The sequence below is a fragment of the Cerasicoccus sp. TK19100 genome (assembly GCF_027257155.1).
Taxonomy (GTDB): Bacteria; Verrucomicrobiota; Verrucomicrobiia; order Opitutales; family Cerasicoccaceae; genus Cerasicoccus; species Cerasicoccus fimbriatus.
Genome location: NZ_JAPWDU010000002.1, coordinates 503,867 through 526,499 on the forward strand (window position 1 = coordinate 503,867; position 22,633 = coordinate 526,499).

General features: G+C 57.5%; 23 protein-coding genes. 14 read left to right on the forward strand and 9 right to left on the reverse strand.

The window, feature by feature from the left end:
• Positions 1 to 8: 8 nt before the first annotated feature.
• Together O3S85_RS05625 and O3S85_RS05630 are read left to right on the forward strand one after the other, a co-directional pair.
• Entirely contained in the window at positions 9 to 485 is a 477-nt protein-coding gene (locus O3S85_RS05625; protein ID WP_269538830.1) for a low molecular weight protein-tyrosine-phosphatase, read from the forward strand.
• Entirely contained in the window at positions 478 to 1,347 is an 870-nt protein-coding gene (locus O3S85_RS05630; RefSeq protein ID WP_269538831.1) for a fructosamine kinase family protein, read from the forward strand. Before O3S85_RS05625 ends, O3S85_RS05630 begins: the two co-directional genes overlap by 8 nt.
• Here O3S85_RS05630 and O3S85_RS05635 read toward each other — a convergent pair whose 3' ends face one another.
• From O3S85_RS05635 to O3S85_RS05645, 3 genes are read right to left on the reverse strand one after another with little or no spacing between them, the layout of a single operon-like run.
• Positions 1,348 to 2,148, reverse strand: a complete 801-nt coding sequence (locus O3S85_RS05635) for an enoyl-ACP reductase FabI (RefSeq protein WP_269538832.1) — start codon at positions 2,146 to 2,148, stop codon at positions 1,348 to 1,350.
• A 5-nt stretch (positions 2,149 to 2,153) separates the two neighbouring features.
• A complete protein-coding gene (locus O3S85_RS05640) occupies positions 2,154 to 2,576 on the reverse strand; it encodes an ATP-binding protein (protein ID WP_269538834.1) in 423 nt (140 codons plus the stop codon).
• 35 nt (positions 2,577 to 2,611) lie between these two features.
• Entirely contained in the window at positions 2,612 to 3,781 is a 1,170-nt protein-coding gene (locus O3S85_RS05645; protein WP_269538835.1) for a fused response regulator/phosphatase, read from the reverse strand.
• Positions 3,782 to 4,101: 320 nt separating this feature from the next.
• Between O3S85_RS05645 and O3S85_RS05650 the strand changes: the two genes are divergently transcribed.
• The gene (locus O3S85_RS05650; protein WP_269538836.1) at positions 4,102 to 4,479 is read left to right on the forward strand and encodes a hypothetical protein; all 378 of its coding nucleotides are present in this window, start codon (positions 4,102 to 4,104) and stop codon (positions 4,477 to 4,479) included.
• Between the two features lie 73 nt (positions 4,480 to 4,552).
• Here O3S85_RS05650 and trxC read toward each other — a convergent pair whose 3' ends face one another.
• Positions 4,553 to 5,005 (reverse strand): thioredoxin TrxC, encoded by a 453-nt coding sequence (gene trxC, locus O3S85_RS05655; RefSeq protein ID WP_269538837.1) that lies wholly within the window; start codon positions 5,003 to 5,005, stop codon positions 4,553 to 4,555.
• Positions 5,006 to 5,042: 37 nt separating this feature from the next.
• Positions 5,043 to 5,543: an NYN domain-containing protein gene (locus tag O3S85_RS05660; RefSeq protein WP_269538838.1), complete on the reverse strand. Its 501-nt coding sequence runs from the start codon at positions 5,541 to 5,543 to the stop codon at positions 5,043 to 5,045.
• Positions 5,544 to 5,633: 90 nt separating this feature from the next.
• Here O3S85_RS05660 and O3S85_RS05665 point away from each other — a divergent pair, with 90 nt between their 5' ends.
• The 5 genes from O3S85_RS05665 to O3S85_RS05685 are packed head-to-tail and all read left to right on the forward strand — an operon-like array spanning position 5,634 to position 10,260.
• Complete coding sequence (locus O3S85_RS05665) at positions 5,634 to 6,170, forward strand: bifunctional pyr operon transcriptional regulator/uracil phosphoribosyltransferase PyrR (RefSeq protein ID WP_269538839.1); 537 nt, start codon at positions 5,634 to 5,636, stop codon at positions 6,168 to 6,170.
• On the forward strand, positions 6,171 to 7,124 hold the full coding sequence (locus tag O3S85_RS05670; RefSeq protein ID WP_269538840.1) for an aspartate carbamoyltransferase catalytic subunit: 954 nt from the start codon (positions 6,171 to 6,173) through the stop codon (positions 7,122 to 7,124).
• Positions 7,121 to 8,404: a dihydroorotase gene (locus O3S85_RS05675; RefSeq protein ID WP_269538841.1), complete on the forward strand. Its 1,284-nt coding sequence runs from the start codon at positions 7,121 to 7,123 to the stop codon at positions 8,402 to 8,404. The genes O3S85_RS05670 and O3S85_RS05675 overlap by 4 nt, the downstream gene beginning before the upstream one ends.
• Positions 8,405 to 8,413: 9 nt before the next feature.
• Entirely contained in the window at positions 8,414 to 9,268 is an 855-nt protein-coding gene (locus O3S85_RS05680; protein ID WP_269538842.1) for a CPBP family intramembrane glutamic endopeptidase, read from the forward strand.
• An 11-nt stretch (positions 9,269 to 9,279) separates the two neighbouring features.
• Complete coding sequence (locus O3S85_RS05685; RefSeq protein WP_269538843.1) at positions 9,280 to 10,260, forward strand: thiamine-phosphate kinase; 981 nt, start codon at positions 9,280 to 9,282, stop codon at positions 10,258 to 10,260.
• Between the two features lie 170 nt (positions 10,261 to 10,430).
• On the opposite strand, the gene O3S85_RS05690 is transcribed toward O3S85_RS05685, so the two are convergent.
• Positions 10,431 to 11,087 carry a GOLPH3/VPS74 family protein gene (locus O3S85_RS05690; protein ID WP_269538844.1) on the reverse strand — a complete coding sequence of 219 codons (657 nt, stop codon included), beginning with the start codon at positions 11,085 to 11,087 and terminating at the stop codon, positions 10,431 to 10,433.
• A gap of 88 nt (positions 11,088 to 11,175) precedes the next feature.
• Here O3S85_RS05690 and O3S85_RS05695 point away from each other — a divergent pair, with 88 nt between their 5' ends.
• Genes O3S85_RS05695 through nspC form a run of 4 tightly spaced genes read left to right on the forward strand, consistent with a single transcriptional unit; the run spans position 11,176 to position 15,399 of the window.
• Entirely contained in the window at positions 11,176 to 12,372 is a 1,197-nt protein-coding gene (locus tag O3S85_RS05695) for a saccharopine dehydrogenase family protein (protein ID WP_269538845.1), read from the forward strand.
• A 3-nt stretch (positions 12,373 to 12,375) separates the two neighbouring features.
• Positions 12,376 to 13,074, forward strand: coding sequence for a DUF1499 domain-containing protein (locus O3S85_RS05700; RefSeq protein WP_269538846.1), 699 nt, complete (start codon positions 12,376 to 12,378; stop codon positions 13,072 to 13,074).
• Positions 13,075 to 13,098: 24 nt separating this feature from the next.
• The gene (locus O3S85_RS05705; protein ID WP_269538847.1) at positions 13,099 to 14,178 is read left to right on the forward strand and encodes a class I SAM-dependent methyltransferase; all 1,080 of its coding nucleotides are present in this window, start codon (positions 13,099 to 13,101) and stop codon (positions 14,176 to 14,178) included.
• Between the two features lie 3 nt (positions 14,179 to 14,181).
• Positions 14,182 to 15,399 carry a carboxynorspermidine decarboxylase gene (nspC, locus tag O3S85_RS05710; protein WP_269538848.1) on the forward strand — a complete coding sequence of 406 codons (1,218 nt, stop codon included), beginning with the start codon at positions 14,182 to 14,184 and terminating at the stop codon, positions 15,397 to 15,399.
• 9 nt (positions 15,400 to 15,408) lie between these two features.
• Here nspC and O3S85_RS05715 read toward each other — a convergent pair whose 3' ends face one another.
• Positions 15,409 to 16,071: a hypothetical protein gene (locus O3S85_RS05715; RefSeq protein WP_269538849.1), complete on the reverse strand. Its 663-nt coding sequence runs from the start codon at positions 16,069 to 16,071 to the stop codon at positions 15,409 to 15,411.
• 1 nt (position 16,072) lies between these two features.
• On the reverse strand, positions 16,073 to 17,725 hold the full coding sequence (locus O3S85_RS05720) for an ATP-binding cassette domain-containing protein (RefSeq protein WP_269538850.1): 1,653 nt from the start codon (positions 17,723 to 17,725) through the stop codon (positions 16,073 to 16,075).
• 55 nt (positions 17,726 to 17,780) lie between these two features.
• On the opposite strand from O3S85_RS05720, the gene O3S85_RS05725 reads away from it, so the two are divergent.
• Both O3S85_RS05725 and O3S85_RS05730 read left to right on the forward strand, forming a co-directional pair.
• Positions 17,781 to 18,371 carry a hypothetical protein gene (locus tag O3S85_RS05725; protein ID WP_269538851.1) on the forward strand — a complete coding sequence of 197 codons (591 nt, stop codon included), beginning with the start codon at positions 17,781 to 17,783 and terminating at the stop codon, positions 18,369 to 18,371.
• Between the two features lie 192 nt (positions 18,372 to 18,563).
• Positions 18,564 to 21,524 (forward strand): alpha-L-rhamnosidase-related protein, encoded by a 2,961-nt coding sequence (locus O3S85_RS05730; protein WP_269538852.1) that lies wholly within the window; start codon positions 18,564 to 18,566, stop codon positions 21,522 to 21,524.
• A 79-nt stretch (positions 21,525 to 21,603) separates the two neighbouring features.
• Here the strand turns inward: O3S85_RS05730 and O3S85_RS05735 are convergent, their stop codons facing one another.
• Entirely contained in the window at positions 21,604 to 22,626 is a 1,023-nt protein-coding gene (locus tag O3S85_RS05735) for an autotransporter-associated beta strand repeat-containing protein (protein ID WP_269538853.1), read from the reverse strand.
• Between the last annotated feature and the right edge of the window lie 7 nt (positions 22,627 to 22,633).

Here is a 22,633-nt window from a genome sequence, read left to right on the forward strand (position 1 = left end):
CACCCAACATGAGCACACAACGCATCCTTTTCCTCTGCATGGGCAACATCTGCCGTTCACCAGCGGCGCACTGTGTCTTCCAGCATCTCGTCGACACCGAAGGCCTCACCGAGTACTATGACATCGAGTCCGCAGGCACAACCGGCTACCACGAAGGCGCTCCGCCCGACAGCCGCATGCAGCAGGCCATGCGCCGTCGTAATATTCCGATCATTGGCCGTTCGCGCCCTCTTGAGCGACGTGACCTCATCGACTACGACTTGATACTTGCGATGGACAAAGACAACCTCGCCGGAGCCCGTAGCCTCGCGCGGACCGACGAAGAGCGTGGCAAAATCAAACTCTTTTCCCACTACTGCACCCAACACGATGAGCTGGAAGTGCCCGACCCCTACTACGGAGGTGACAACGGCTTTGAGCACGTATTAAACATGGTCGAAGACGGCTGCGCGGGCCTGCTTGCGGCCACCCGCCCCGATGCCTGAGACCTGGCAGCAGGCAGTCGGTGAAGCCATCACCGAGGCAACCGGCGATTACTTTGCGATACAAAGTGAAACACCCTGTGGCGGTGGTTGCATCAACGAGGCCACCCTGCTCCACGGTGATGCGATAAGCTACTTCGTGAAGCTCAATGATCGCAGCGCAGAAGCTATGTTTGCCACGGAGTTTCGCGCGCTGGAGGCCATCAACTCGGCAAACGCCATTCGCGCGCCCCACCCCATTGCCTTGGGTCAATTTGCAGGTCGGGCTTTTCTGGTACTCGAAGCCATCGAGTTTGGAGCAGCACCCGCCGACTGGTCTGCCATGGGCGAACAGCTCGCTACTTTGCATCGCAAAGTAAGTGATCGCTTTGGCTGGGCGGAGGGCAACTACATCGGCTCATCCCCGCAGTGCAACGCATGGGCCGACGACTGGACGACCTTCTTTCGCGAGCAGCGCCTGAGGCCACAGCTGGAGATGGCCAAGCGACGCGGCTCACCGATTCGCGGCGCCGTTCATTTACTCGCCGCGGTGGATGATCTGCTGGCTGGCCATCGCCCGGAGCCCTCGCTGCTTCACGGTGACTTGTGGGGTGGCAACGCAGGCCACGATGCCAGCGGTTCGCCGGTTATCTACGACCCGGCCAGCTACTACGGTGACCGCGAGACCGACCTGGCATTCACCGAGATGTTTGGCGGCTTTCCCCCGTCATTTTACGCCGCCTACGACCGAGCGTGGCCTCGCCCAGCGGGCTACGAGCAGCGCAAGGCATTGTATAACCTATACCATGTGATCAACCACGCGAACTTGTTCGGCGGTGGCTACCAAAGCCAGGCCGAGTCGGTGATCCGGCAGTTGTTGGCGTAGCTAGATTTTGGTCGCGGCGCTGACCACTTCTTTCTGGAAGTAGTTCAGGTCCATGCCTTGGTTGACCACGATGCCCTGCGCGTTAATGCCGCTGCTCATCGGGCTCAGCAAAAATACGGCAGTGTTCGCGACCTCTTGCGTCGTGATCGCTTTGCCACGCAAAGTAAGTTTCTCCGCGAAAAGATAATTCTCCAAGTAGCCGGGGATGCCGGCACTGGCGCTCGTCTTAAGCGGGCCGGCGTTGACGGTGTTAAAACGGATCTGCGTGTCTTCACTGAAGGACTTAGCGAGGAAGCGTGAGGTGCTTTCGAGCGCGGCCTTGATCGGGGACATGTAGCCGTAGTTTTCCGCAAGCACCTGGCTGGAAATGCCAATCGACACCACCGTGGCGTCAGGCTTCATGAGCGGCTTAAAAGCACGGGCAATCTCGACCAGTGAAAAACTGGAAATCGCTGTGGCTTGCAGGAAATCCTCACGCTCCGTTTCATGAAATGGGCGGATGCCCTTGCTGTAGTTTGCAAACGCGATCGAGTGGACAACGCCATCGAAGGGTGCCCCACCCTCGGCCTGAATCTTCGCGGCCAATGCGGTGATTTCCTCTTCGCGTTCAACGTCGCATATGTGGACCTCACGGTCGCCCATGAGCTTGGTCAACGACTCCTGACGCGCCTCCGAGCGCACCGAGTAAACGACTTGGGCACCCTCGTCTTCCAAGGACTTGCCAATGGCCCAGGCCACGCTTTTGCGGTTCGCGACGCCAAAAATCAGATAGCGCCGGTTGTTAAGATCGAGCAGAGACATGTTGATTAATCCTCGGGCAAGGCGACGTTCTTTTTCTTCATCGTCAGCCGGTTCTTGTCGCCGTCGCGCTCGTAGTCGAGTTCGTCCATCATCTGCTTTAGAAAGAAGATGCCGAGGCCGCCGATTTCGCGGTCTTCCAATGCGGATTCCAGGTCGGGATCCTTGGAGTCAGTCAGCGGATTGAAGGCCTTGCCGTTGTCGGAGATCTGGGCAACCACCAGCTCACCTTCCATGCTCATTTCGAGGTCGATCCGATGATCGGCACCGTCCTCAAAACCGTAGGAAATAATGTTGGTGATAATCTCGTCGAGGCAGAGATTGAAGGCATGAACCACGGCCATATTAATGTCGTGCTTCTCGCCAAATGATTCAAGGTCCGTCGCCAGTTTTTCCAGCTCGGACAAATCGTTTTGATAAGTGAAGTGCATCAGCAGGTGTCAGGGTTTTAGGCGAGAGATGGCGCTTACTTGAAAATAATTTCGACGAGGGAGTAATCGTCTTCAAAGGCGTCGCGGCCCTGGGCTTCGCGCACCCAGTCAACCATGTGGTCGACCTTGGATTTCTCCGATGGGGCCGGCTTGTCGAGCTCGATCGCGAATTCGTCGTCGGTCATCATGCCGGAGCCGTCCTTGTAATCGACTTCGTAGACGCCGTCGCTGAATACGTAAAGCTTGTCGCCGGGCTCAATTTTGACGGTCTCGGTCATAAAGCTCAGGCCCGGCATCCCACCTATAATCATACCCGGCGTAGCCAGGCGCTGCAGATTCGCGCCGTCGCGGACCAGCACTGAGGCCGGGTGACCACCGGAGCTGTAGACCATTTCGCGGGTCTGCTTATTGTAAACGCCATACCACATGGTGAAGTACATGTCGTTGTGCTTCTCCATGTCGAAGGCTTCATTGAGACCGCCCAGCACAGCCCCCGGATCGTGGAAGTCTACCCCGGGCAGCGACATCGCGCGCATCACATTGATCGCCGACACCGAGTGCAGCGCCGCGCCCACCCCATGACCGCAAACATCGAGCAGGTAGATGGCGAAATGATCGTCGTCCAGCCAATGGTAGCCAAAGGTGTCGCCCGCCAAATCCGTTGATGAGATGAAGACCCAGTCGGTCTTGACGATGTCGTCCTCATGCTTGGCCGGGAAAAGCGATTGCACGTAGCGGGCGGCTTCATCGAGCTCGGCCTGCAGCGCGGCTTGCGCGGCATTTCTCTCCAGCAGGCGGATATAGCCCGTAGAGTGGTAGCGAATGCGCGCGATGACCTCCAACTTGTCCGGCAGCTTGACCATGTAGTCGTTGGCACCGAGCTCGAAGGCCTTCTTTTTGGTTTCCGGCTCTTCTTTGGATGAGAGCACAATGATTGGCACGTCCTTCAGCTCGGGCTTGGCGCGGTAGAACTTTACCAAGGTCAGTCCGTCGACATCCGGCATGACGAGGTCCTGCAATATGACGGTCGGCTGGATGTGAAGGGCGGACTCGATGGCCTTGGTTGGCTCGGTCATCGAGTGGAATTCGATGCCGGGCTCATCGGCTAACATGCGACGTACGGCCTCGCACACCATGCCCTGGTCGTCGACCATTAGCACCTTGATTTTAAAATCCTGTTTCGCAGCTTCGAGGGCGTCACTCATAGTATTACGGGTCAACATAGCGCACGTGATGCCCAGCACAAGCGTTCAGTCGCAAAATGAGCGCTTAACCCGCTAAATTTTAAGCAGTTAGCACCAAAAATGCGCAAACAAGCACTGATTATTATGTTAGTGCTCAGATGGCACATAGGTTGCTGAGACCCCAATATATCGTTTTATTCCATAAAAGACTTACTATATTTAGGGGGAACAAAATCCTTTTTGACGCTTTCTTAACCAAAAATCATTTGACGAATCGCCCCATTCATACGATTGTATGGATACCGGCGATTTGCCGTTAACTAACGCCAAACAACCACAACATGCCAGCAACACTCGAGACACCAAAAGCGCGTCAGGCCCCCAAGCCCAAGACGTCCCCGAAGCTCGCCGAAATCGTTGACCGTATTGACGACCTTGGCGAATGGCCCATCACCAAGTGTGACGAAGCCAATGTGCCGCTGAATATAGTAATCAGCGAACCCGATGAATTCAATGCACGGTGGACCCTCCTTGCGGACAATTTCAAGCCGCTCAATGCCACCATCGAAATTGAATCCTACGAAATCGAAGCCGATTCCAAGGAAGACCTCCTGGCCATCGTCAACGAAATCATCCTGCCACTGTATAAGGCCGCCGTTTTCCAACTCGAAACGAAGGGCACCTGCTTCTTCTGGAGTAAAGACAACAGTCAGCAGTAAGGCAGATTGGCACAGTTCAGTTAACGGATCACGGGCCGGAGTAGTTTACCAGCCCGTTTTTTGTGTACGGATGTCAGGAATTGAGCCCCGCGATCTGCTGGCGGAGCCACTGCTCGAACTGCGGTTTCGGTAAGGCACCCTGCTGCTTCGCCACGAAGTTACCGCCCGCAAACAGCATCAGCGCCGGTATCGAACGAATCTGAAACAACCCGGCGGTCTGCGGGCACGCCTCGGTGTCCACCTTGAGGAACACTGCCTCCGTCGCCATCGAAGTCGCGACCTCCGCAAAGGTCGGCGCAAACATCTGACACGGCCCACACCAGTCAGCCCAAAAATCCACCACTACTGGCAGGCTCGACTTGCCCAAAAAGCGCCCGAAGTTGGCATCGGTCGCATTAATCGGCTTCCCGGGGAGCAGCGGTGCCTGGCATTTGCCGCACTTGGGCCCGGCGGCCAGTTTTTCACGCGGTGCGCGGTTGATGGCGTTACAGCTTGGGCAGACGATTTGGACAGGTTCGGTGGACATCACTTGAAACTAGAAACACAAATGCCGCCATGACAACTCACTTCAGCCCATCCAGAGCGTCCCACGGGCTCTTTTCCTTCCACTGTTTTTTCACCTGCTTCTGGCGCTGATTGATCGCCTGTCGGCTGCGGGAGTCGCAGCGGGCCACCCAGTCGCGCAAGTCATCAGGGCGGATGGCGAAGCCACCACTGGCGCGAATAGACTCCGCAATCAGGTTATCCCGGCTGACCACGGTGCACGTTTTGGGGTCCTTGGCGTTCTTGACAATTTGTTCGATCAGGCCGTCAGCCGAGAGATCGCTGGGCGAATAAAGGACGGCAAATGTGGCGATATTGCCCGGAAACTGCGCATCGACCATCGCGCCGCGCCCATCGAAAACGACCGTGACGCGGTAGTTGTCGATGTCGTGGATGACGCGGACCGTTTCCACTAGGTGATCACAAGCGCCCGCCGGGTCGCGGTGGAAGTATTCGGCGAAATCCGGCCACTGGTGGATTACGTTGTAGCCGTCGATCAGCAGATGATTTTTCGCCCTCACGCTGCCTACGTTTCAAAAGTAACGGTAAATAGCAATACCGGTGTAAAAACCATTGCGCGTCGCCACGGCGCATTGCAAACTTCGCCGCCAATGGAAACCCAAGTCCGCATTGGCCCGGAAGAGATCGACGCTGCGATCAAGCAGCTCGTCGACGCAATCGTGGCGCTGGAGCCCACGCCGGAGAACGTCGTTGTCGCCGGCATCGCCAATGGCGGTGTGCCCTTTGGCGAAATCCTGGCCCAGGCCTTGAGCAAGCGTTACGATACCGAGATCCCGCAGGGGCAGCTCAATATTACCTTCCAGCGCGACGATTTGGCGACGAATCCCATTCCGTCGGAAAAATACCGCACCTCGCTCCCCGTCGAGCCCAATGGCAAGACCGTCATCCTAGCCGACGACGTCATCTTCTCCGGGCGCTCGGCCCGCGCCGCTCTCGCGGAGCTGCACGACCTGGGCCGCCCGGATTGCGTGCGCCTGGTTACCCTCTTCGACCGCGGCGGGCGCAAGCTGCCCATCGCCACCGACGCCACCGGCTTCCGCCAGGAGGTCGACGCCTCCAGCAGCGTTCGCGTCGAGCTTAACCCGGCCGACCGTTCCCAGAACAGCATCACCATTTCACCCAAATAAATGAGCACCGAAGCAGAGTGGAAACGCAAAGACCTTGTCGGCATTGAGGAATTAAGCCGCGAGGAGCTCGAAATTATTTACGCCAAGGCCGAGGAGTTTAAGGCGACGCTTAACCGCTCGCAGCGCAAGCTCCCCACCCTGCGCGGCAGCACCGTGGTCAACCTCTTTATGGAGCCCAGCACGCGCACGCGGTTGGCCTTCGAGGTCGCCGCCACTCGCCTCAGCGCGGACGTGCTGACCGTCTCCGGCAACGCCAGCAGCCTGGTCAAGGGCGAGAGCCTGCGTGACACCGCTAAGAACATCGAGGCGCTCAGCGCAGACATCATCATCATGCGGCACTCGGCGGCAGGCGCGGCGCGTTACCTTTCGCGGCAAATCGACATCCCCGTCATCAACGCGGGTGACGGCGCGCACGAGCACCCCACCCAGGCCCTGCTCGACACCTTTACGATGCGCGAAAAACTCGGCAAGGACCTGACCGGTAAGAAGGTAACGATCCTGGGCGACATCCTTTTCAGCCGCGTGGCGCGCTCCAATATCTGGGCGCTGCGTAAGCTCGGCGCAGAAGTCACGCTGGGCGGCCCATCCACGCTAGTCCCCAAGGATTTCGAGCACTTCGGCGTAAAGGTCATCCACGACCTGCGCGAAGCCTTGGCCGAGGCCGACGCCGTGATGCTGCTCCGCATCCAGCACGAGCGCCAGTCCTCCACGCACTTCCCGTCGCTGGGCGAATACACCAGCATGTTCGGCCTCAACGAAAAGCGTGAAAGCTGGCTGAAAAAAGACGCCATCATTATGCACCCGGGGCCGATTAACCGCGGAGTGGAGCTGGACTCCAAGCTCGCCGACTCTGGCCGCTCCGTCATCCTCGAACAAGTCACCAACGGCATCGTTGTCCGCATGGCCGTGCTTTACCTTTGCGCCTCTTACGCAGCCCAACACCGATCGGCATGAGCATTCATTGGATCAAAAACGGTCGCATCATCGACCCGGCAAACCAGCGCGACGCAGTGGGCGACCTCTTCACCGTCGACGGCAAAATCGTCGATTCGCTGAGCGAGTCGCAAAAGCAGGAAGCCAAGGTGTTCGACGCCGATGGCCTCGTTGTTTGCCCGGGCTTCGTGGACCTGCATTGCCACCTGCGCGAACCCGGCGACCGCCACAAGGAAACCATTAAGTCCGGCAGTCGCGCTGCGGCCAAAGGCGGCTTTACGACCGTCGTAGCCATGTCCAACACCAAGCCGCCGACGGATACCGTGGGCGCGATCCGGCAAGTCGTGGACGTCATCGACCGCGACGCCGTGATCAACGTTTTGCCCACCGGCTGCCTCACCCAAAATCGTGACGGCAAGGCCCTGGCCCCGATAGGCTCGCTGAAGTCCGCCGGTGCCGTGGCAATCACCGATGGCGGCCATTGCGTGCAGAATCATGAACTCATGCGTCGGGGCGTGGAATACGCAGCAATGTTCGGCCTGGTCGTCATGGACCACTGCGAGGACGTTACCCAAACCGATGGCTGCGTGATGAACGAAGGCGTCTGGTCACTGCGTCTCGGCCTGCGCGGCATGCCCCGGGCAGCGGAAGACATCATGGTCTCGCGCAACGTTATTTTCGCCGCGCATTACGGCGCGCACATCCACCTGCAGCACATCTCCTCGGGCTACTCGGTGGACATCATTCGCCGCGCCAAAGAACGCGGTATCAAGATCACCGCCGAGGCGACGCCACACCACCTGTCACTCACGGAGGCCTCGCTCAAGGACTACAGCACGCACTTTAAAGTTGTCCCGCCGCTGCGCACCGAGAAAGACCGCCAGGCCCTCATCGAAGGTCTCCAAGACGGCACCATCGACTGCATTGCAACGGCCCACGCGCCCCATACCGAGATCGAGAAAGACAAGGAATTCGACTTTGCGCCCTTCGGCATGAATGGCCTCGAAACCGCCCTCTCCGTCTGCCTCGATACGCTGGTGCACAACGAGCTACTTACGCTACCGCAGCTCATTGCTTGCATGACGCATAAGCCGGCGGGCATCCTCGGCCTTGACCGGGGAACGCTATCCAGCGGTGCTCCGGCAGACATCACCATCTTCGATCCCGAGGAAAACTGGGTGGTCTCCCGCGACAACCTCGCCAGCCTCTCCCACAACTCTCCCTGGCTTGGGCTAACGTTGCGGGGCAAAGTTCGCGCAACTTATTCCGAGGGCGAGCTGGCGTATCCATTTGCCGACTAGCGGCGGCCAATGTTCATCAGCGCATACGTCATCGGCATCTTCCTCGCGGGTCTCTATTGCCTGATCCTTGAGGTGCGCCGCGTTGGCAGCTTCAACGGCCAGCAGTTACCCGCCTGGAACATTGCCTTCTGGGACTTCATTCAACGCTTCGGCTGCGCCGTGGTGGTCTATCTGCTCAGCAGCATGCTCGCGGCAGAAGTGACCAAGGACTGGAACGCCAACGAAGCCCTCGAACCGTGGCGAATCGTGATCATCGGCTATGCCGCGCACGGCTCAATACTGTTGCTCCTGGCTTCCATGTTTCACCCCTATTTACGCCGACACCTACAGGTAAACTTTGCCGAGTCCTCTCTGGTGTTCAGCGTCCAGCGTCTGCCGATTACCAAATTTTTTCAGTGGGGCCTGTTGTCGTTTCTCGCCGCAATCCCGATCATTTTTGTCGCCAGCGCCGGCTGGGAGCAGGTGCTCCTTTTCCTGAATAATGCCGGGTTCGAGATTTCCATGGACCGCCAGGCGCAGGTGGAAATGTTTACCGAATACGAAAATCTGCCCGCGACTATTCTGCTTATTGTGCTCGCGGTAATCGTCGCCCCGATCAGTGAGGAGCTGTTCTTCCGCGGCTGCGTTTACCGGTATTTCAAAGGGCGCATGCCGACGGCTTTGGCCATGCTTGCCAGCGCGGCACTGTTCTCCTCGATCCATGGCAACTGGCTGGCAGCGGCACCTTTGTTCATCCTTGGCATTCTGCTTTGCTACGCCTATGAACGCCATGGTAACATCTTTGTATCGATGGCAATGCATGGCTTTTTCAACGCAAATACCATTTTGATCCTGTTTCTTGCGCCCGACCTCGATTCGCTGTAAACGAAAACATTGTGACTCCTTTTACTGACCAGACTGACGACCAGATCATCCGCATTGGCGAAGTGCGACTGATCGAGAAAATCACCAAATGGATGGAGCCCATTTCCCCGCCACCGCCCTTTGGCATCGGCGATGACTGCGCCGTGATGGACTCCGGCGACGTCGGCACGCTCCTGACGACGGTGGACGCCTTAATCTGGAACGAACACTTTGACGACACCTTCACCCCCGAAGAGGCCGGTGCGAAACTCGTCAAACGCAACCTAAGCGACATCGCGGCCATGGGCGGTGCCCCGGCTGGCGCGGTCATCGCGCTGACCATGGCCGACAACGTCAGCATCTCCTGGCTGGAGCGGTTTTACGCCGGGATTTGCCAGGCGGCGATGCAGAATTATTTCCTCATCGTTGGCGGCGACATCACCCGGGGCGGTGCCAAAGATTTCTTCGGCGCACACCTGACCCTGATGGGCAGCGCCCCGCGCGCCATCCGGCGCCAAGGGGGGCAAAAGGCGGGCGACTTCATCCTCGTCACCGGTGAGTTGGGCGGCACCCGGCACGGCAAGGAAAAGACCTTCACTCCACGCCTGCGCGAGGGGGAATGGTTCGGCCAGCAAAACGTCGTCAAGGCAATGATCGACGTCACCGACGGCCTCGCCAAAGACCTCCCCGCCTTGCTACCCGAGGGCACGTGCGCCCACCTCGACGTCCCCAAGCTCCCCATCAGCGAATCGGCAAAACAGATTGCCACCAAGTCCGGTAAAACGCCACTGGAACACGCCCTGTGTGACGGCGAAGACTACGAGCTGCTGGTGATCCTCGACAGCGAAGTCGACCCCGAGCTCATGATTGGCGAGTGGCAAAAAAAGCACGACGCACCGCTCAGTTTGATTGGCCGTATCGCCGCAGCCGCCGACGGCCAAAACCGCGCCCTGCTCGACGCTGCCACCGGGGAGATTATCCAATGCGCCGCATTCGAGCATTTCCAGCGTTAGCGCACGCCCGGCAAAATGTCCGTGACTGACAAACTAAAGGGCTTATTCCTCGGAACCATGCGACATAGAGCAATTAGTGTGCAGAGGACGCCTCGGAGAAACGTCCCTACTCTTCATTGAAGTCCCCCCATTTGCCCAATGGGCAAATCCATGGATAGAACCGCAGGTTCTTACATGCCAGAGTAGGCCATGACTTCGAGCAGGGCCTGCTGAATCTTAGCCACGGCGGCACTGAGGGCCTGGCCGACGAAGTCCATTTTGGCGATGGTTTGGATGCGCTCCTTGTGGTCGATACGCTCTTGCTCGGTGAAGACGACGTTGCTCAGGTCGCAGGCGTCCATGAGGCAAATAATCACGACATCGCGCGGGTCCGGAATAGCATCGTGGTCGAGCACCACATCGCGGATGCGGGACTTGACCTCCTGCTCTTCGCGATCGTCGATCACCGGGTAGCGGCGCTCCTTGAGCACAAACAGAAAGCGGTGTTCCTCCTGTTTGAGGATGCCGCCCTGCTTGAGCTCGTCAAACAGGCGGGTCTTCCATTCGTCGATGTTGGCATTAACGGCGTTGAGCGCGCGCTGGATGGAGAGGTCGCTCTCGGCGGGGATCTTTGCCAGCACATCGTCCAGCAGCGCATCGCCGGTCGGCTGGCGGGAGATGACCTGCATGGTCTTGTCGTCGGAATCCAACACCCCCTTGAAGGCCAGCTCCATAATGAGCGCGCCCGAAATCGCCAGGCCCAGTGAGCCCTCCGGCAACGGGTGGACTTTGCCCGACGCATCGTCGAGCGCGAGCAAGAGGATTTCTTCCGCAAATCGTAGAGACATAAGCACAGCATGAGCGACTTTTCGGGCGGGCTAAAGCGAAAAGTTTTAGGTGTTGAGCTATCCCTCAAAATTCAACTCACTGTGCGGTATGGCAAAAGTCATCATCGTAGGAGCGGGAGGCGTCGGTAACGTCGTTGCCCATAAGTGTGCCCAAGCCCCGGAAGTATTTTCCGAGATCGTGCTCGCTTCGCGCACGGTGTCCAAGTGCGAGGCGATCGCGGCGGACATCAAGGCCAAGCAGGGTCGCGAGATTCGCGTAGCCGCGATCGACGCTGATGACGTCGCCGCGATGACGGAGTTCCTCAAGGCCGAGAAGCCCGACCTGCTGCTCAACGTTGCCCTGCCCTACCAGGACCTGCCGTTGATGGATGCCTGCCTTGCCGCCGGTGTGGACTACCTGGACACCGCCAACTACGAGCCGCCGGAAGAAGCCAAGTTTGAATACAAGTGGCAGTGGGCCTACCAGGACCGCTTTAAGGACGCCGGCCGCATGGCGCTGCTCGGCAGCGGCTTCGACCCCGGCGTGACCAATGTTTTTTGCGCCTACGCCCAGAAGCACTATTTTGACGAGATCGAGACCATCGACATCCTCGACGCCAATGCTGGCGACCACGGCCACCACTTCGCCACCAATTTTAACCCGGAGATCAACATCCGCGAGATCACGCAGGACGGTAAATACTGGGAAGAAGGCGAATGGAAGGAAATCCCGGCCATGAGTGTCATGCAGGTGTATGATTTCCCCGTTGTCGGCCCCAAGGACGCCTACCTGCTCTACCACGAAGAGCTGGAGTCACTGTGCCAGAACATCAAGGGCCTCAAGCGCATCCGCTTCTGGATGACTTTCGGGCAAAAATACATCACGCACCTCAACGTGCTGCAAAACGTCGGCATGACGTCGATCGAGCCCATTAACTTCAAGGGCCAGGAGATCGCCCCGATTGAGTTCCTCAAGGCCGTGCTGCCCGACCCGGCGTCCCTTGGCCCCCGCACCAAGGGCAAGACCTGCATCGGCTGCGACATCGTCGGCTACAAGGACGGCCAGAAGAAGCGCATTTTCATCTACAACGTCTGCGACCACGAGGAGTGCTACGCAGAGGTTTCCAGCCAAGCCATCAGCTACACAACTGGTGTGCCCGCCATGATAGGCGGCATGATGATGGTCACCGGTAAATGGCGTCAGGACGGCGTCTGGAACATGGAACAGCTCGACCCCGATCCCTTCATGGAACAGCTTAACCTGCGCGGCCTCCCTTGGCAGGTGCAGGAGCTACCCGTCGAGTGATAAATGCCTTACGTGGACCCATCTCCCTCAGGTAAAAAGCGCAAGCGCCGCAAGAGCGCCAACAGCAGCGGAAGTAGCCGAAACAGCAAAAGCGGGAGTAGCCCAAAGCGCTCCCGCAAAGCGAAGTCTGCGACCTTTAAGGACAAACCGGTGCCCACGTTCAGCATTGCCAGCTCGCTCTTTAACCGGGTTGAGCCCGGGGCCAAGGCGCGTAAGCTGCGTGCACGGGAGAAAGTCGCGTTGTATGTCCTGGGCTTTGTGTGCCTGGTCACCATCACATTAGTCACGTTTGCGTGGAATTCCCGCAGCCAGCCACTGCTCGACTGGCAAACCGTGGAAGCCTTGCCCACGCTGGAGGACCACGTGCTCGGCGTCAGCAGCGGAGCCGAAAAAGACAGCGCGGCCTACATCGAGCCCTTTATCTGCCGCGGCGACACCCGCTTTGCCCTGGATAACCTGGAGGCGCTTCTCCGCGCCGATGACAACTTCCGCTCGGTTCGCCGGACCCGCAACCAACTCCAGGCCGTGTATGTTTCCACCGCACTCGGCTTCAACAACGACCTGGTTTTTCAGGCCCGTAGCAAACCGGAGCGACTGGAGGTTTATGCCTCGGCCCGTATCAGCATTGGCGACTTCGGCACCAATCGCGTGGCACTGGAAGATCTGCGTGAGCGCTTGCGTGAACTGCATGTGTTGCGGTAGTTTTCCCGCAACACCATCACTGCCATGATCAACCAATACCACATGAAGGGGGGCGGCTACTACAACGCGCACTCCACCCCACAACACGATGCCATGTATGGCTGCCTGCCGTGGCTGCTCGAAGCGGTCGCATCGATGAAGCTCCCCGCCGATAAGCAACTGCGCACGCTGGATGTCGGGTGTTCGCAGGGCGCGAACTCCGTGGACATGCTCAAGCAACTCGTGGCCAAGCTACGCGAGGCCGGTGCCACTTCCATCCAGCCAAGCCTGGCTGACCTGCCCAGTAACGACTTTAACAGCGTTTTCGAGAACCTGTTTCCCGGCGGAGATAACGTCTTTGGTGGCACGGACGTGCTGCCGGCTGCGATCGGCGGCTCAGCCTATGAGCGCCTCGCCCCCACGCAATCGCTGCATGTCGTAACCACGTTCAACATGCTGGGCTGGCGCAAACAACCGCCAGTGACGCGGCTGCGCAACACCATTGCCGCATTTCATCCCACGCCATACGCAGAGCCACATGGTCCGCAGGCCGACCCGGCCGCGATTGACGCCGCGGTGGCAGAAGCCAAGCCGGACTTGGTCGACTTCTTCCGTGCCCGCGCCGAGGAACTAGTCCCCGGAGGCAAAATGCTCGTGCAAATATTCGGCAGCAGCGACGATGGTGGCAACACCGCACATGGCTGGCTGGACGCCTTGAACGACGTTTTGTTTTCGCTCATTGACGAGGGTAAATTGACCCAGCAGGCGATGGATGACTTTACCTTCCCCGTGGTTTGGCGTACCTTGGCAGAGCTGAAAGAGCCGCTGGAAAACGAACCCGACTTACGCGCCGCCTTCACCATCGAAAAGGCCGACAGCTGGGAAGTCCCGGTCGATTTTAACGTGCGTTACGAAGAAAGCGGCAACCTGCAAAACTGGGCGCACGAATACACCGAGGTGTTCCGCGCCGTCACCGAGACGACCTTAGCAGGCATCTTCCCCGAGGAGACGTGCGAAGCCTTGATCGATGAAGTTTACAAACGCATTGAAACGCGGTTTGCCGAAGATCCCGTTCGCTACCAGTTCCACTTTTATTCCATCGCCGTCTTGCTAACGCGCAACTGAAACATGGCCCAAGACCCGACACCACCTTTGACACCCGAGCGCCTGCAAGCGCTACGCGACATCCCCGCCCAAGACACACCCTCACCGTGCTACGTGGTCAACCTCGACCGACTGGAGGACAACTGCCGCATCCTGGCCAGCGTCCGCGAACGCTCCAGCGCGAAGGTCATACTTGCGCAAAAGGGATTCTCCATGCACGCCACCTACCCGCTACTGGCGCGCTACCTCGACGGCTCCACTGCAAGCGGTCTGCACGAGGCGCTGCTGGCCGAGGAGTATTTTGGCAAGGAAGTCCATGTTTACTCAGCGGCGTTTAAAGAGACGGACATCGCTTCGCTAGGCCGGTTCGCGCACACGCTGGTGTTCAATTCCGTGCGCCAATGGCAGCGCCACCAACCAGCGCTGGATACTTTGCAACGCAAAGTAGAAGTCGGTCTGCGCGTTAACCCCGAGCATTCCGAGGTCGAGACCGATCTCTACAACCCGGCCGCCCCCTGCTCCCGCCTGGGCATCACACGCGCCGAGCTGGACCGCCAAATGGCCGAAGCTGGCCTCACCGATTTAAGCGCGCTCGACGGCCTGCATTTCCATGCGCTCTGCGAACAGGACTCCGATGCGTTGGAAGGTGTTGCGCGCGCGTTCGAGGAGAAGTTTGGCGACCTGATTGCGAGTGGTAATTTCAAGTGGCTGAACTTCGGCGGCGGCCACCACATTACCCGCCCGGGCTACGACCTCGACCGCCTGTGCCGCGTCGTCTCGGAGTTTCGCGAAAAGTATGGCGTCGAGGTTTACCTGGAGCCCGGCGAAGCCGTGGCGCTGCATACCGGCGTGCTCGTGGCCACCGTGCTCGATGTGCTGGAAGCTGGCGGCGTCACGAACGCAATTCTGGATGTCTCCGCCACCTGCCACATGCCCGACGTGCTAGAAATGCCTTACCGGCCCAACATCCTAGACGCCGGTCAACCGGGCCAACGCGCCCACAACTACCGCCTCGGCGGCCCCAGCTGCCTGGCAGGCGATGTGATCGGCGATTACAGTTTCGACGCCCCGCTCGAGCCCGGCAGGCGCATCGTCTTCCTCGACATGGCGCACTACACGATGGTCAAGACTTCGACCTTTAACGGCGTGCCCCTACCCGCCATCGCGACCTTTAGTCAGGCCGATGGGCTGCAAGTCGTGCGCAAGTTTGGGTATCGGGACTTCGCGGAGAGGCTTAGTTAAAAGCGGCCATTATTGCTTAGTCCAAAAAACGCAGTGTCCGGAGTCTTTGGCATGTCGCCAAACCCGCATAACTTGCTCCCAATCCTCGGTCACACGTGTGAAGGAATTGGCGCGATAGTATTCGTATAAGCTATCAACATCACGGTAAATTGTCGCCAAGTTTTCCGTCTGAATTTTGATCGCACTGTGATGTGGGTCCGCGGCTTGCACCCTTTCGATGACTGAGCGGGCTTGATCCTGATGCCATTTCAATCGTTTTTCCGTAGCCTCGCGCTGAGCACGCACACGGGCATAGACCCCCACTACATCGCTAATATCAATTTGCTCAATCAACGCAAACTCCCGCACCACGCTTTCATGAAAGTAGACCGCAACGTAAACTTCCGGCATGTCTGAATAAAATTCTTTTTCATTAAAGAAGTGGCGGTTCACATGTGAGATAAATTCGATATAGGCCAACCGACTGGATGACGTTTCAACCTCAAAATTGATAATTTCAGCCGCTTCGGAAAAACGCAGCATCTGATTTTTGCTGAAGCTTGAATTTACCACGAGTGGGCGCAACTCAAACAAGTAAGCAACGCTACCTTCATCGAAATTGTCACCAAACTCTTTCCACCCTTGTTCCAACACCTGACGAGGTGCAGAAAAATGAATATCCTCAACCCCCATATTACCACTGCTTCTTCGAGCAACCGATGGCCACCATCACGATGCCAGCGGCACCCTGTAGCCCAAGGACCGTCAGCGCGAGCCATGGGGACGTAATCCACTCCGAATGCGAGTCGCGATAGGCGTCGAAAATACGGCTATCGATCATGGAGCTCATGTAGCCGCCCCAGCCCCAGTAGGCGTTGATGAACGGGCGGCAGACCCAGATCAGGTAGCTCGGCAGCGCCAGCACCACGCCGGACAAAGGCAACTGAAAACCGACCAAGTAGATCGACAAGAGCGAGGCTTTTTCCGCCGAGCGAAACAGCGCGCTGAAGCCCAGGCAGACCAGCGTCATCGACACACAAACGCCCGCCAAAACTGCGATCTGCGGCAGCCATGGGCCGGGAAATTGACAGATCACCTTTACGAACGCCGTCATCCACGCACCTTGCAGCGCGGCGAGCACGCCAACGAAGATCAGCTTGGACAAGGCATATGCGCCGACACTCAGGCCCGACAGGCGCTCCTTTTCGTAAATAGTGCGCTCACCTGCGATTTCGCGCGCGCCGTTGTTGGAGCCCATCAGCGTGAGCAGAATCACCTGAAACATGATCAGCCCCGTGACCAGTGAGGCGGTCTCCATTTTTTCAATGCGTATCTGAATCTCCTCCTGCATTTGCTGCAGGGTGTCGACCCGCTCCAGGGCCAGGCTCTCGATTTGCGGCAGCCCATCGAGCGCGAAGATCACCACCAGACACGGGAAGCCGAAGGTAATGGCCAGCGTCAACCAGAGGTAGCCGGTATCGCGGAAAAACAACACCATGCGTCGGCTAAGCAAGGTCATCAGCTGCGCCGCCATCGACGGGCGCTTTTCCGTGGGGTGGTCGGCCCGCTTGGGCGGTGGTGTTTGCAGCGCCTGCTTAGCCTGGGCCCAGCGCTCTTGCCAGTGGCTCAGCTCGTGCTGGTTGAGCAGGTCGTAGAGGTGCAACGCGTCGGGGATGCCGAAGTAGGCGCAGAGCTCTTCGTTGTTGCCCTGGAAGACGACATCGCCCTCGTATACGACCGTAATACGGTCAAAAAGCTCCAGCTTGGCGAGGTTGTGGATAATGCACAGGAAGGTCTTGCCATCGCGCTCGCTGAGTTGGCGCAGCAGCGCGAGAATCTGGTCTTCGGACAACGGGTCGAGGCCGGAGGTCACCTCATCACAGACCAGGCACTGTGGGTCGAGCGTCATTTCCAGCCCAAGGCCGAGGCGGCGCAATTGCCCCCCCGAAAGCGACTCCACTCGCTTTTCCCGGTGCTGGGCCAGGCCGATGGTTTCCAAAATATTCTCTAGGCGCTCCTTACGCTTGGCGGCGTCGGCCACATTTAGCTGGAGCGTAAAGCGGATCGACTCCTCCACCGTTAGCTTTGACTGGGCGATGCTAAACTGTGGCGCGAACCCCACGTGCCCCACGAGATCCTCTGAGCGGGTGATTTTCTGATCCCCGAAATAGGCCTCGCCCTCCGAGGGAAGGATGCCCAGAATTGCTTTCATGAGGGTGGTTTTACCACAACCGGAGGGGCCGATCACGGCATTGAGCCCGCCATCGAGGAACTCCGCGGATGCTCCGCTCAGGATCATGGGGCCCTGGCCGCCGGCGCGGACAATCATATTTTTGCAACGAAGCATGAATCAAAAAAGCGTTTGCGTGGTTTAAGAGGATTGATTGACAATGATTGTGGCAATGAGAAAAAACATCCCTCTTTATTTACTCCTCGGTTTGCTAATGGCGTTCACCCCGCTACAGGCAATCAAGGTCAAGGAAAACGCCTTGCGCAACAAGCGCTTGTTCGGCATCGAGATGCCGACGAACCTACAGTCGTTCTACGGGCGGCACGATCGGCTGAATTCCGTCTCACTACAAGAGTATCAGGCAGGCCCCTACAAGGTGACCGAGGTGGTTATCGACATTGCGTCCAGCCCCTGCCAAGTGCGGATCTACCACACCGAAGTCGGCTCGCTGCAGGATGCCCACGCAGCTGCGCCAACGGGCCCCACCGACAAGAAGCCGAATATTCCGTCTCAAGTGCAAAAGGTGGCCGACAAAGGTCGCAGCAAGATCAACGAAATCAACCCGCCGGTCATTAAGGATTACCCGATCACCACTCACGCCAAGACCATTGAGTTCCGCGTGTCTACCAAAGAAGAGCTGGAGGAATTTTATCGCCTGTTTGTCGGTGCCTACACCCAAAATAATGCCGTTGGTGCCGCCGATGAAGGAGACGATGAAGCCTCGGCCCGTGGACTGGCTGGCACCATTTTCCAGTTGGAATAAGCACGGCTCGCGATCGGTTAATCTTTGCCGTGACCCATTAGGAACTTTGCCTGACGGGCCACCGGCTCACTGATTTGTGCTTCCACAACTCGCATGGTGGAAGGAAAATGTCTGTCCGCTGTCATTTTTCATTCCCAGACACCCCCAAAAGCATAATGTGTATGGTAAAATGAACCCATTGCCCACCCGTTAATGCCCCAAATCCCCCAAGGACCGTTTACGCCAAGTCATCGCGGTGAATTTTTCGCCGGAGCTGAGTGCATCTGGAAGCTAGAGCTTTCCCAGAGCTACAATTGCCACTTGGCCTTTCGAAAATCATTTACCTGCGAATACGAGCTGTTCGCCGGCGAGCTTCGCATTAGCGCCAGTGACACCTACCGGTTGTTTATCAACGGCGCGGCAGTCGGTGAAGGCCCGGCCCGGAGCGAACGCGGCCAATGCTATGCCGATCTTTACGATGTCTCCCTGCTGCCTTTCACGCCCGGCGAAAATATCATTACGGTTCTCGCGCTAAATAAGAACTTGGCGGAGCACGGGCAGCCCCCCAAGAACGGCGCGCTTATCGCATCTCTCCTCGCCCACGACATTCGGGGAAACACCGTTAAGGTTCTCACTGGACCGGATTGGAAAGTTAGCGTGGCCGACTGGTATGTCACCCCTGCTCCCCGCCGCTTTTTTCCCGTGGGCTTCAACGAACACGTCGATTTTCGACGGGTCCAACACGACATCCTCGCGTTCAACTATCCCGACGATGACTGGGAACTCGCAGACGTGGTTGGCGACACCCACATGGCGCAATGCCTCAAGCGCCCGATCCCGCCCTACAAACAGAACCACATATTTCCCAAGCGGATCCTTCGTTACGGCAAGCTGGGTGAGCAATCGGGCATCATGGGCGTCGCGCTTAGCCAAACGCAACCATTCGACGCCCAGCACGCGCAGTTTCGGACATGGGTTTACGCGGAAAAAGACGTCGCGGAGGCCTATCTGTATTTCGGCTGCGACAACTACTCGCGCGTGCTTTTAAACGGTGACGAAATCTGGACTCAGGGCGAGCCCGACCACGGGTTCATTCATCATCTAAGCCATTACGAGGCGGCAACTTATGAGGGTATGATTCACGGCCAAGGGCTGCGCTACGAACCCAATACCAGTTGCCGTGAACGTGCGGCTTGCCAACTAAATACCGGTTGGAACGAACTCATTGTTGAGGTCAATTTCCTGAATCATGGCTACGGCTTTGAGCTGGTCTTTTGTGATTCGAAAACAGATTTACCGCTGCCGTTAATCTGCAGTGCGGAACAAAACGCTAAAACACAACACGGTTGGCACTGGCGCGAAAAGGACACCGAGATATGGCAGCCTCTGCCGACTGATTTGCCCGACCACCGCCCCTGGCTATCGCCCTCGCACTTGGCAGCCTGGGACCAGCGTATGTCAACCACCGCCAATGAATCCATTGAGTCGTTATTCCGACTGGGCGTTGATGAGGAAGTCGCCGTTTTGCAACCGGGAGAGTTTATTGAACTTGAGTTGGAAACCTACGCGATTGGCTACCTGAAACTACAGCTCACAGGGCCAGCCGGAAGCATCATCGACTTCGCCATTGCCGAGCGGGATGACGCAGACAGTGATCGGCTGCCATTCCTGAACAATGGCCTTTGGTTGGCCGAGCGCATCGTCCTGAGTGGCGATGAAAATTTCTACACCGGACTCGAACGCCGTGGCGGCCGCTTTCTGTACCTATGTGTGAGGCAGGCGGATGGTCCGGTAGCGATCAACTCCGTCATGATCCGCAATATCCGCTACGGCAACAGCCGTGCTGGAGAATTCACGTGTTCAGACCCCATCCTCAACTGGATGTGGAAGGCTGGCACGCTCACCACCGAGCTGGCCACTTTCGACCTCAGTGAAGATTGCCCAACTCGTGAAATGGCTCAATGGAGCGGCGACAGCTACCTGCGCATGTTTCTACTCGCGGGTCTGTGGGGAGACATGCGCATTTCCGAGAAAGCCTTACGCGAATTCGCCGCCGACCAAACCAACGTTCGTTGGGGCCGTGCCATGGTCCCGGCTGGCTATGGCGACAGCATTGTCGACTATGCCTTGCTCTTGCCCATTTGGTCGTGGGAGCACTACCAATTGACCGGCGATAATCAGTTCCTGCCTGCCGTTTTTTCCGGCGTCAGGAATTTGCTCGAATTCGCCGCAACACAAGTAGACATCCGCGGCTACTTGATTCCAAAAGATCGACATGCCAATCAGGTGTATCTCGACATGAAACTGGTCGGTGTCGTGCGCCAGCTACCACTCGTAACTGGTTTACAGGCCTACTACGTAAAGTCTCTTGAATGCGCTGCGCTGCTTGCCGAACTGATGGAGGAGCCGAACTTGGCGCGCAACTGGCGAGACACGGCGTCGAAACTGCGCCTGCAAATTAACCACGATCTATGGGCCGTTGACGAAGCGCTTTACGTCGATGGAGAGGACAGAGACGGAAACATCGCCCCCACCACCCGCGCCGCTACGAACTACATCATGCTCTGGGCCGACATCCCCGAGGCCCCGCAGCGCCAAGCAATTTTGCGTCAACTGTTCCCCAGAGATGCCAAGGAAAACCTTGCACTGTGGCGCAATGGCGAAGGTGTTTACTTAAAGCATTTCATGGCCGAAGCGCTTCTTAAGAACGGCCACGTAAAAGAAACCCTTCACGCATGGCGTGGGTTCTATGGCTCCATGATGAAACAACTGGAAACCATTCCCGAGGCCTGGGACCGCAGTTGGGCCGAGGAACTGCCAACCGGACAGGGAGGCACCCCATCGGCCAATGGGAATCCGGTCAGCACGGCCTCCCTACGCAGTATGGTACACCCCTTTGGTATCAGCACCATTTGGCATTTCATCTACTACATTGGCGGCATTCAGCCAGCCAAGCCGGGCTATCGGGAAATTTTTTGGGTTCCCATGCCGGGCGATTTGGAATTCCTCAACCTCCGTTTTCCACTCCCCAATAGTAATGAATATCTTACGCTCAAGATGGAGCCCAACAGTCGCGGCGGACGCGATTTAATCCTAACTTGCCCAGACAACATCCCCGTTCACCATGACGCGCGTTGGCTCAACCAGCGGGATAGCATGCAGGTGACACCGTAGCTAGAGCAGGCAGGCTAGAAAATACAAACGCCCGACGCCAATAAAGACGCCGGGCGCGGTTCACTGCTCCCCAAAAAAATTACTTTCGGCGGCGTATTGCGACGTATCCCAATACCAGGATACCTCCGCATAGCGCGAAGCTGCTAACTTCAGGTACCGCCGTTAAATAACCACTTCCGTCAATGTAGGCAGAGCCACCATTCAACATAATTTGTGAAAGCTGAGTGTTCGTTAAGCCCGAGGCATCAGTCCCAAATCGAATGCTGTCAACGCCCTCCACGAAGTTCATAATATTAAGCACTGTTGAAGCATTCCAGCTAATGGCGCTGCTATCGGAAAAGCTAAGGTCGGAATCACCGGCTCCCAGGTCGATAGCCGAGTCAGCCGAAAGCTGCAGCGTGCCCATTGCATCGGAGAAGCCGTTCGTCGAAAGCGTGCCGCCGTTGAAGACGATAGCACTCGTATCCGCGATGCGATCAGCGGCTCCCAGCAGCAGCGTTCCACTAGTAAGCGTCGTCGCTCCGGTGTAAGTATTTGCGCCATTGAGCCTGAGCGTTCCAACGCCCACCAACGAGATTCCGTTTGCACCACTCACATCGCCATTAATCTGAAAAGTGCCAGACGTATCCTTCACATTAATGTTGAGATTACTGTTCAGTATTACCCCGGTATTGATCTCCATCGTTGGATTCGCAAACAGGTTTTGGTAATTCAGAGTGGCAGAACCACTAGTGGTTTGAAAAACAAGACTGGCAGACCCTCCAGACACATTGTTTACCTCATACGAATGTGAACTCGCTCCACCTCCGCCACCAGATCCTAATGTCAGCGTACCAACGGTAAATGACTGATCAACACCTGCACTATTGGCGAGAATAAGTTTCTGATTAACATTAATGCCGCTCTTTTGAAGTGAAGCCACCGTATCGACACCGTCCGGAAATGAACCACCTACCCAGTTGGCACCATTGCCCCAGTAATTATCACCACCTGCATTATCAAAAGTAAAGGCGGACAACTGGGTCGCGAGCGCGGACAAGCATATAGGTGCCAGTGCCTTATGGTAATTTTTGATTATAGTTATGGCTTTTGGGGTTTTCATGATCAGA

Coding starts and splice junctions, on each gene's coding strand:
- nspC (WP_269538848.1), top strand. CDS start 14,182: ATGGCCCAAGACCCGACACCACCTTTGACACCCGAGCGCCTGCAAGCG.
- O3S85_RS05650 (WP_269538836.1), top strand. CDS start 4,102: ATGCCAGCAACACTCGAGACACCAAAAGCGCGTCAGGCCCCCAAGCCC.
- O3S85_RS05665 (WP_269538839.1), top strand. CDS start 5,634: ATGGAAACCCAAGTCCGCATTGGCCCGGAAGAGATCGACGCTGCGATC.
- O3S85_RS05695 (WP_269538845.1), top strand. CDS start 11,176: ATGGCAAAAGTCATCATCGTAGGAGCGGGAGGCGTCGGTAACGTCGTT.
- O3S85_RS05680 (WP_269538842.1), top strand. CDS start 8,414: ATGTTCATCAGCGCATACGTCATCGGCATCTTCCTCGCGGGTCTCTAT.
- O3S85_RS05720 (WP_269538850.1), bottom strand. CDS start 17,725: ATGCTTCGTTGCAAAAATATGATTGTCCGCGCCGGCGGCCAGGGCCCC.
- O3S85_RS05675 (WP_269538841.1), top strand. CDS start 7,121: ATGAGCATTCATTGGATCAAAAACGGTCGCATCATCGACCCGGCAAAC.
- trxC (WP_269538837.1), bottom strand. CDS start 5,005: ATGTCCACCGAACCTGTCCAAATCGTCTGCCCAAGCTGTAACGCCATC.
- O3S85_RS05625 (WP_269538830.1), top strand. CDS start 9: ATGAGCACACAACGCATCCTTTTCCTCTGCATGGGCAACATCTGCCGT.
- O3S85_RS05670 (WP_269538840.1), top strand. CDS start 6,171: ATGAGCACCGAAGCAGAGTGGAAACGCAAAGACCTTGTCGGCATTGAG.
- O3S85_RS05700 (WP_269538846.1), top strand. CDS start 12,376: ATGCCTTACGTGGACCCATCTCCCTCAGGTAAAAAGCGCAAGCGCCGC.
- O3S85_RS05635 (WP_269538832.1), bottom strand. CDS start 2,148: ATGTCTCTGCTCGATCTTAACAACCGGCGCTATCTGATTTTTGGCGTC.
- O3S85_RS05735 (WP_269538853.1), bottom strand. CDS start 22,626: ATGAAAACCCCAAAAGCCATAACTATAATCAAAAATTACCATAAGGCA.
- O3S85_RS05725 (WP_269538851.1), top strand. CDS start 17,781: ATGAGAAAAAACATCCCTCTTTATTTACTCCTCGGTTTGCTAATGGCG.
- O3S85_RS05730 (WP_269538852.1), top strand. CDS start 18,564: ATGCCCCAAATCCCCCAAGGACCGTTTACGCCAAGTCATCGCGGTGAA.
- O3S85_RS05690 (WP_269538844.1), bottom strand. CDS start 11,087: ATGTCTCTACGATTTGCGGAAGAAATCCTCTTGCTCGCGCTCGACGAT.
- O3S85_RS05705 (WP_269538847.1), top strand. CDS start 13,099: ATGATCAACCAATACCACATGAAGGGGGGCGGCTACTACAACGCGCAC.
- O3S85_RS05630 (WP_269538831.1), top strand. CDS start 478: ATGCCTGAGACCTGGCAGCAGGCAGTCGGTGAAGCCATCACCGAGGCA.
- O3S85_RS05645 (WP_269538835.1), bottom strand. CDS start 3,781: ATGAGTGACGCCCTCGAAGCTGCGAAACAGGATTTTAAAATCAAGGTG.
- O3S85_RS05715 (WP_269538849.1), bottom strand. CDS start 16,071: ATGGGGGTTGAGGATATTCATTTTTCTGCACCTCGTCAGGTGTTGGAA.
- O3S85_RS05640 (WP_269538834.1), bottom strand. CDS start 2,576: ATGCACTTCACTTATCAAAACGATTTGTCCGAGCTGGAAAAACTGGCG.